The sequence below is a fragment of the Lactiplantibacillus sp. B652 genome, assembly GCF_023806745.1.
Classification (GTDB): Bacteria; Bacillota; Bacilli; order Lactobacillales; family Lactobacillaceae; genus Lactiplantibacillus; species Lactiplantibacillus pentosus.
This window is the reverse complement of sequence record NZ_JAMSKY010000011.1, coordinates 37,834-45,692: the sequence shown is the minus strand read 5'-3', so window position 1 is coordinate 45,692 and position 7,859 is coordinate 37,834. Positions and strand designations below refer to the sequence as shown.

The window sequence follows — 7,859 nt, the reverse complement described above, 5'->3', positions numbered from 1 at the left end:
TTGCACGTTTCGACAGTAAGACTAGGACGAGACCGAGCTAGTTGATTATTGCGGTTTTTGCAATGGTCAACTGGCGTAGCAAGCGGAGTGCACAGCTGAAGGTTGCACGTTTCGACAGTAAGACTAGGACGAGACCGAGCTAGTTGATTATTGCGGTTTTTGCAATGGTCAACTGGCGTAGCAAGCGGAGTGCACAGCTGAAGGTTGCACGTTTCGACAATAAGACTAGGACGAGACCGAGTGAGTTGATTATTGCGGCTTTGGCAATGGTCAACTGGCGTAGCAAGCGGAGTGCACAGCTGAAGATTGAACGTTTTAACAGCAAGGCTAGGACGGGGCGTGTGAAATGAAATGATGCAGTTTCGACCCAAAACGAGTGCACGTTCAGCTTAGCAACACGACCTGCGACCCGTTTGAACGCCTGGTAGTACAGTTATATCCAGCCAAACAGACAATCAAAAGAACCCACAAAGAAAGCAAGAGGAAACCAATGAAAGTTAATTTACCAGTGCATAAGGGTGACGTGTTAGATGTCATCATCATGGACTTAACGTATCAAGGCATGGGAGTTGCCAAAGTTGATAACTACCCGATTTTTATTGAAAATGCCTTACCGGAAGAAAAAATCACGGTCAAAGTGACGAAGACGACAAAGAATTTTGCGTTCGGGGAAGTTGAAAAAATCAACCAAGTCAGTCCGCACCGGGTCAATCCAAAGGGCCGCGTTTATCGGCAGACTGGGATTGCGCCATTGCAACACCTAGAATACAGTGAACAGCTGAAATTCAAACAACATCAGGTCGCTGAATTATTCGCTAAAGTGCACATGGATGATGTCGAAGTCTTGCCAACGATTGGGATGGACAATCCGACCCAGTATCGGAATAAGGCGCAAGTGCCTGTTCGTCAGGTTCAGGGACAATTAACGACTGGTTTTTACAAGAAGAACAGTCATCAATTGATGCCAATTGAAGATTATTATATTCAGGATCCTGAAATTGATAAGGCAATCGTGGTCGTACGCGACATTTTGCGGAAGTATCACGAAGCAGCCTATGATGAATTCCATCATAGTGGCACGATTCGGACGATTATGGTTCGTCGGGGTTACTACAGCCACGAGATGATGGTGGTCATCGTCACTCGGACGAAGCACTTACCAATGGCTGACGTGGTCACACAAGAGATTCAAGCCGCCTTACCAGAAGTGGTCAGTGTGATTCAAAACGTTAACTCAAAGAAGACTAACGTTATTTTAGGGCCAGTTAACAACGTGTTAGCAGGAAAGTCGACAATTGATGACCAATTATTAGGATTGACGTTTGCTATTTCGGCACAATCATTCTACCAGGTCAATCCACAACAGACTGAAAAACTGTATCAATTGGCGATTGACCGCGCTGGATTGACGGGCAACGAAACGGTGATTGACGCTTATTCCGGTATCGGAACCATTTCACTGACGATGGCGCAACATGCTAAGCAGGTGTATGGGGTCGAAATTGTTCCCGCTGCGATTGATAATGCTCGCCAGAACGCGGATAAGAATGGTATCACGAATGCCAAGTTTGTGCTGGATAGCGCTGAAAAAGCGATGGCTAAGTGGCAAGCGGATGGTATCAAGCCAGACGTGATCGTCGTTGATCCACCACGCAAGGGTCTGGACGCTGACTTCATCAAGAGCGCCGGCGAAATGGCACCAAAACGGGTCGTTTACATTAGTTGTAACCCATCGACCTTAGTTCGCGACGTTCAACGGTTTGCGGAATACGGGTACCAGATCAGTGCACCAGTTCAACCTGTAGACCAGTTCCCACAGACGCCGCATATTGAATCGGTGACGGTGCTGGAACGTAAAGAAAAATAGTTTTTTGAATGCCGGTATAAAGGTATTCATGATAGCTGAAAAGTGTGCCAGTTCCGTTTTTGTTGACGGAAATTGGTACACTTTTTTTGTTGTCACGATTGACGATGCTTTTCTTGTAATTGTTGGTGTACTTGTTCGTCAGTGTAGGTCTTACCATGCTTAAAGTCATCGAAGCCTTTTTGAATTTCTTGATCAAATTGTTCTGTCGTTAAAGTCGAGGCATCTAATGGTTGATGATGAAGCTTGACTTCAAAAGGGATGCCTCGTTGTTCCACCACTTGTTGTAGAAACATACTGAGTGCTGTTGACATCGGAATTTGAAGTTTGTCTAATACATCTTCAGCCTGGTTCTTCAGTTCTGGGCTGACTCTAGTAAAAACGCTGGCTGTTTTTTTGATTGGCTTTGCCATATTAATTACCTCCACATTCAAGTTGTTGATGTGTCATTATCTTTTTTGCAATCTAATAGCAAGCATTTGCAATCATTTCGTCAGTGAACTCGTCCAGCGTAAATAGTGTGAGTATTATCTTCATTTATGGTGCAAGCTAATCACATAATTATGATTCAAAAGGTGGTATTACAGACGGTACGGGCGTATAGTCTTGAGGAGGAGCTAATGCAGTATGTTGGGAAGTAGCCTTTAATTGTTTCTCGTTGACTATTCTCCAGTACGTAACGGTTAGGTATCGGCATGAGAATAGCCGCGATTCGTTTTTTCTCAGATTGTACCTGAAGTTCTAGTTTCAAGACAGCTCTATATAGGGCCTTTTGCTGGTCTATTTGTATGGAATAGTTTGTTGAAAAGGCGAGCATCAAGTTATAATCATAAGCAATTATTACAAATGATGAGATCATTCACGAAGAGGTGATAGTCATGAAAACGACAAAAACTAGACGGCAGGGTAATGCGATTACGCTAACGGTTCCTGAATCATTCAACATTGGTGTTGGTGTAACGGTTAGGCCACATCTAACCGATTATGGTATCTTTTATGAATTTGCTCAGGACGATGACTGCTTAGACTTTAGTGAAAACATTCTTCAGGATTTGGTTCATCAAGGGTACGAAGGCCAAGAATTAATCACCCAGTTCAAAAAGATGAAAAAGCAGTTGCCTAAAGCGATGGATCGTCTAATTGAGGATTCGGACGATGGCGTAACAATGACTAAAGAGGAAGCTGCTAAGGCAATTGGCCTGTAAATGCATCTCTGAAAATGAGTAATGATGAAGCCAATAAAACCAGTCTTTTTGGACAATATTTACGATGATATTGCCAGCGTCCCTGATGTTGGATCACGCAACAAGGACAGTTTAAGAATATTATTGTGCCAACTTGGTCTAGCAATTAAAGCTAGACTTTTTAATTACAATTACTATGAACTAAGCATCCTAGTGACGCTAGTAGCAGCGCCTTGGTGCCCTCAGTAATTGAAACTGACCACAATCACATAAATTGTTGACCCTAGCAGAAATAGTCCGTGGAAAGGGCTACAATGGACCTATACTCTAGTGAGCGTGAAAGGATGTTTTCCATGAAATTAGATGATCTGGTTGACCCGTTTGTTAATGCTGAAGATGGTATGGTCTACTACTACCGTCGTTCAACGGATGAGATTGTGGTACTAGTAAATGATCAATTTGCGGATGACGACAGCAATGATAAATTAGCAGAAGCCATTGATGACAATCGTGATGACTATGTGAGCTTTCCAACTGAGATCGACATTCACGATTATCAGATTATGAGGGATTATGTTGATCAAGTGGCCGATGATCGTCAAAGAGAGCGGCTAGAACAAGCAATCAGTGGCCGAGGCGCCTTTCGTAGGTTTCGGTCAACAATTGAACAACTTGGTTTATTAGAGCAATGGTATGATTTTGAAGCGCAAGCCTATCACGATATGGCCGTTGAGTGGTGCCACGAAAATGACGTGCCATATGAAGAATAGGGGAGTCTTTGTAAGCGTGAATGTTTGCGATGATTTTAGGCAGTTGGTGTTGATTTAGCCACTTACAAATTGGTTATCACCCTTAGCCAGTTAGCGACAACTAATACACTAAAAACAAAAATGCTTATGTGACAATTTATCAAGATTACGCTTGGTTGAATTTTTTCGGTGTGGGTCAGTTGGCTATTTGAATTTCAATAAGTACCCCCGTAAATAATTGTATTTATTGGTCAATTATTAAACGCAAACGCCATCGAATATCTTAAAATAAATAAAAAATAAGCGTTTTATCCCGGTTTTTGCGCAGTATGGGTTATAATGAAACACGAAATAAACCAAAAAACGGGGGAGCATAATGGTAAAGAGAAGAACACTAACACAAGCAAAAGTATTAGCGACAGCTAATCAGTTAATTGAGAGTAAGGGTATTAACGGATTAACGATTCGTGACTTAGCGTTAGTTTTGGATGTCCGGCCACAATCCATTTATAATTATGTTGATAGCCTGAGTGATCTATTGGATCAGGTCGGCCTCCAATTTGTTCAAAATGTGGCTGATCGGTTGACTGAAAAAATTGCCAATGTTGATGGCGATGAAGCCTTGATGGCCTTTGCACAGGAATTTCGGGCGGCCTGTGTTCAACATCAACGTTTGGCACCGCTATTACTGGATTTGAATGACAACTTGAAGATTCCACGCTCACGTAAAGCAATCGTGCAGTTGTATCAAATGATGTTTAAACCTTTACAATTGGACGACTCAGCGCGGGTTGAAAATACGTTGTACCGGTCGACTTTATTCGGCTTCATCATTCAGGAAATCGGTGGCTTTTTCAAAATGAGCGGGACAGAACTTGATGAACGTTTTACAAAGGTCATGCAGCTGGCAATTGACCAGACGCATTTACCAGCGGATGAAACTAACGATTAATGATAATCACGGCTAGCCATATCGGGTGGCCGTTTTTTTATTCGGTCAAAATGCAAAATGTCTGCCAACTTTGTGGGACACGTCACGGATGATTAGTGCCGTAATAACACAAAAATGGGCAGGCAGTCACAGAAGCGTGTTGGCGCTGTCAGCCTTGGTTGTGAAGCACGTGCGCAGCTTCTAGCCCCATGGCAATCAGTTTGATAGTATCGTAATCATAATGAAAAGATTAATTTTACAATGGAAAGCATAAATTCGGGCGTTTTTTTCGCATCGCCTTTAAAAAATCGTTTACAATAAGGTTAACGTTATTTTTGTAAACGGGGAGGGCGCGCCATGTCAGAACGTTATTTATCAGCAATTGAACACGGGTTAACGTCCAAAGAGGTTGACCAGCGCCTGACAGCGGGCCTAAAAAATGAGCCGTTACCGCCTTTGACGCGGTCGGTCAAACAGATTTTTCGTGACAATTTACTGACACTTTTTAATTGTATCAATGTTTTGTTAGCCGGATTAGTCCTGTTGACGGGTAGCTATAAGAACATGCTGTTTCTATTCGTCGTCATCGTCAATACGGCAATCGGGATATTCCAAGAGATTCGGGCTAAACGGCAGGTGGACAAGTTGTCGCTGTTGTCAGCTACGAAGGTAAAAGTCCGGCGCGATGGCCAAACGTTGGCAATTGCACAGGATGAAATCGTCCAGGATGATTTATTACTGGTCACACGTGGTGAGCAACTTCCAGTCGACGGCTTGGTACGTGAAACGAGTGGCCTCGAAGTCGATGAGTCGCAAATTACCGGTGAAGCTGACCCCGTCATTAAGGGCGCCGGTGACGAACTGGTCTCCGGCAGTGTCATCCTTGGTGGCCACGGGGTCGTGCAGGCGACACAGGTCGGACACGGTAGCTTTATCAAACAGATGGCGCGGGCGGCCAAACAGAAGCGGCGGACACCGAGTCAATTATTAACGATTATCAATCGAATTATCAAAATATTGACGTTCACGATTATTCCACTAGGTGCCGGACTCTTCATTTCGACAATGATGCGTGGTGAAAGCCAGAATCGCGCGATTTTAGGAACCGTGGCGGCAATGGTCGGTATGATTCCAGAAGGGCTGGTGTTACTGACCTCAGTGGCCCTAGCTGCCGGGGCGTTTACCCTTGGTCGTCACCAGGTCTTAGTCCGGGAGTTACCAGCAATCGAAGCGCTCGCGCGGGTCGATACGCTGTGCCTAGATAAGACCGGGACGATTACGAGTGGCAAGCTCGTCTTTGAACGGGTCGAACCATGGGGCCAGATTGCTCAGAAGGCTGTGGAAGACCGACTGGCCGCATTGGTCACAGCCATTGATGATGATAATGAGACCGCCCAGGCAATCAAAGCAGCGTTAGGCCAACCGGATGTTCAGCCAACTCAGGTCATGCCGTTTTCGTCTAGTCGGAAATGGAGTGGGGCGGCGTTTGCAGATCATGCGGAAGTCTTAGGCGCACCGGAATTTATTTTTACAACGGTACCAACTGATCTACAAGCGCGCATTCAGTCATTGGCGCAACAAGGCTACCGGGTCTTAGTGCTTGCGGAAGTTGCGGCTCTGACGACGCCTAAACCAACGGCGCCAAAGTGTCTGGGCTTAATCTTAATAACGGATGAATTACGTCCGCGAGCGAAAGCCACCTTTGGCTTTTTTGCCAATCAGGATGTTGCGTTGAAAGTCATTTCCGGAGACAATCCCGTGACGGTCGCAAGTATTGCCAAACGCGCGGAAATTCAGGGTGCAGAGCGACTTGTCGACATGAGCCAGGTCGGTGATGACCCTAACTATGACCAATTGGTTGCGGATTACACGGTATTCGGTCGGGTGACCCCGCAACAAAAGGAACAGTTGATCAAAGCATATCAACGTGATGGTCATACGGTGGCGATGACGGGTGACGGGGTCAATGATTTGTTAGCGTTGAAACAAGCCGACTGTAGCATCGCCATGGCGAGTGGGAGTGAAGCCACGAAGAGTCTCGCCGACTTTGTCCTAATTGATTCAAATTTTGATGCGATGGTCCAAGTTTTAAATGAAGGTCGGCGGGTCATCAACAATATTGAGCGGGTCGCCGCCTTGTATCTGATCAAAACGATGTATTCGGTAGCGTTGACGCTGATTTTTATCTTTATGAGCCACAGCTACCCGTTTGAGCCGATTCAACTGACGCCGATTTCCTCGCTGATGGTCGGAATCCCAACATTCTTCTTAGCGTTACAGCCAGATTATACGCGAATTACGGGTCGTTTTATGAAACAAGTCATGGAGATTGCGGTGCCAGCCGCCCTGTGTGTCGTCAGTTATATTATGATTATTATGGCGCTCGGCAGCCATTTCAATTTGAACTTTGAAACGACCGCGACCTTGAGCGTCTTGATGACGGGAATTTTTAGTTTGAACGCCTTGCTGATTGCCGCACGACCACTGAACCGGTTTAAAATCGGGCTGGTCGCTTTGATGGCTACCTTATTTGTTCTCGTGTTCTTATTTGGTGGCAAGATTTTCTCGCTAGTCAATCTGTTGGATTGGTCGCTGGCAATGATTTACTTGCCACTGATGATTAGCGCCTACCCAGTCTTCATTATCTTGCAAAACGGCTTGGGTAAACGGGTGCTGAGCCGAATTAACTGGCGATAGCGGGTAGTCACTGTTAACCAGTTTGTCATTATAGTAGCTGGTATGCTAACTAGTTTGTAATTATAGTGGCTTGTAATTAGTGGCCAGAGTTTCTGACTGGTTACACTAGTTGTGACACGGTTGCATTTGTGTGAATGGCGTGAGAAACCGGGTCAGCTGCCAATCTCAAGTGCAGTTCAATCTGAATAGCTGAAAAACTGATGCCTGAGTTGTGTATAGTTACGGCGGGCAACTGGACTGCTGACCGGTAATCACAATTCAAAATTAATAGATTCGATATTAAGCGACGTGTGATGCAGACAGCGTCGCTTTTTTGCGTATCGACAGAATGAGCGCATTGGTACCGCGGCTAACATAATTAATTGCGTTTTAGATGAGATGCGGCCATTGTAAGGGCGACGCCGGGTTAGTTATGTGGAAAATTAAACCAGCGG

At 45.0% G+C, this 7,859-nt stretch carries 6 protein-coding genes; 5 read left to right on the top strand and 1 reads right to left on the bottom strand.

What is annotated here, in order from left to right; all coding sequences use genetic code 11:
- The first annotated feature begins 490 nt into the window (after positions 1–490).
- Positions 491–1,867, top strand: a complete 1,377-nt coding sequence (gene rlmD / locus MZO40_RS13065; RefSeq protein ID WP_050338909.1) for a 23S rRNA (uracil(1939)-C(5))-methyltransferase RlmD — start codon at positions 491–493, stop codon at positions 1,865–1,867.
- A 92-nt stretch (positions 1,868–1,959) separates the two neighbouring features.
- On the opposite strand, the gene MZO40_RS13060 is transcribed toward rlmD, so the two are convergent.
- Positions 1,960–2,277: a type II toxin-antitoxin system RelB/DinJ family antitoxin gene (locus tag MZO40_RS13060; protein WP_181186379.1), complete on the bottom strand. Its 318-nt coding sequence runs from the start codon at positions 2,275–2,277 to the stop codon at positions 1,960–1,962.
- Between the two features lie 465 nt (positions 2,278–2,742).
- Between MZO40_RS13060 and MZO40_RS13055 the strand changes: the two genes are divergently transcribed.
- The 4 genes from MZO40_RS13055 to MZO40_RS13040 all read left to right on the top strand — a co-directional run bounded on the left by MZO40_RS13055 (position 2,743) and on the right by MZO40_RS13040 (position 7,425).
- Positions 2,743–3,069 (top strand): toxin-antitoxin system, encoded by a 327-nt coding sequence (locus MZO40_RS13055; RefSeq protein ID WP_105921477.1) that lies wholly within the window; start codon positions 2,743–2,745, stop codon positions 3,067–3,069.
- A 332-nt stretch (positions 3,070–3,401) separates the two neighbouring features.
- Positions 3,402–3,818, top strand: coding sequence for a UPF0158 family protein (locus tag MZO40_RS13050; protein ID WP_165860600.1), 417 nt, complete (start codon positions 3,402–3,404; stop codon positions 3,816–3,818).
- Between the two features lie 355 nt (positions 3,819–4,173).
- Complete coding sequence (locus tag MZO40_RS13045) at positions 4,174–4,749, top strand: TetR/AcrR family transcriptional regulator (RefSeq protein WP_056952189.1); 576 nt, start codon at positions 4,174–4,176, stop codon at positions 4,747–4,749.
- A gap of 336 nt (positions 4,750–5,085) precedes the next feature.
- Positions 5,086–7,425 (top strand): cation-translocating P-type ATPase, encoded by a 2,340-nt coding sequence (locus MZO40_RS13040; protein WP_252133327.1) that lies wholly within the window; start codon positions 5,086–5,088, stop codon positions 7,423–7,425.
- The last annotated feature ends 434 nt before the right edge of the window (positions 7,426–7,859 follow it).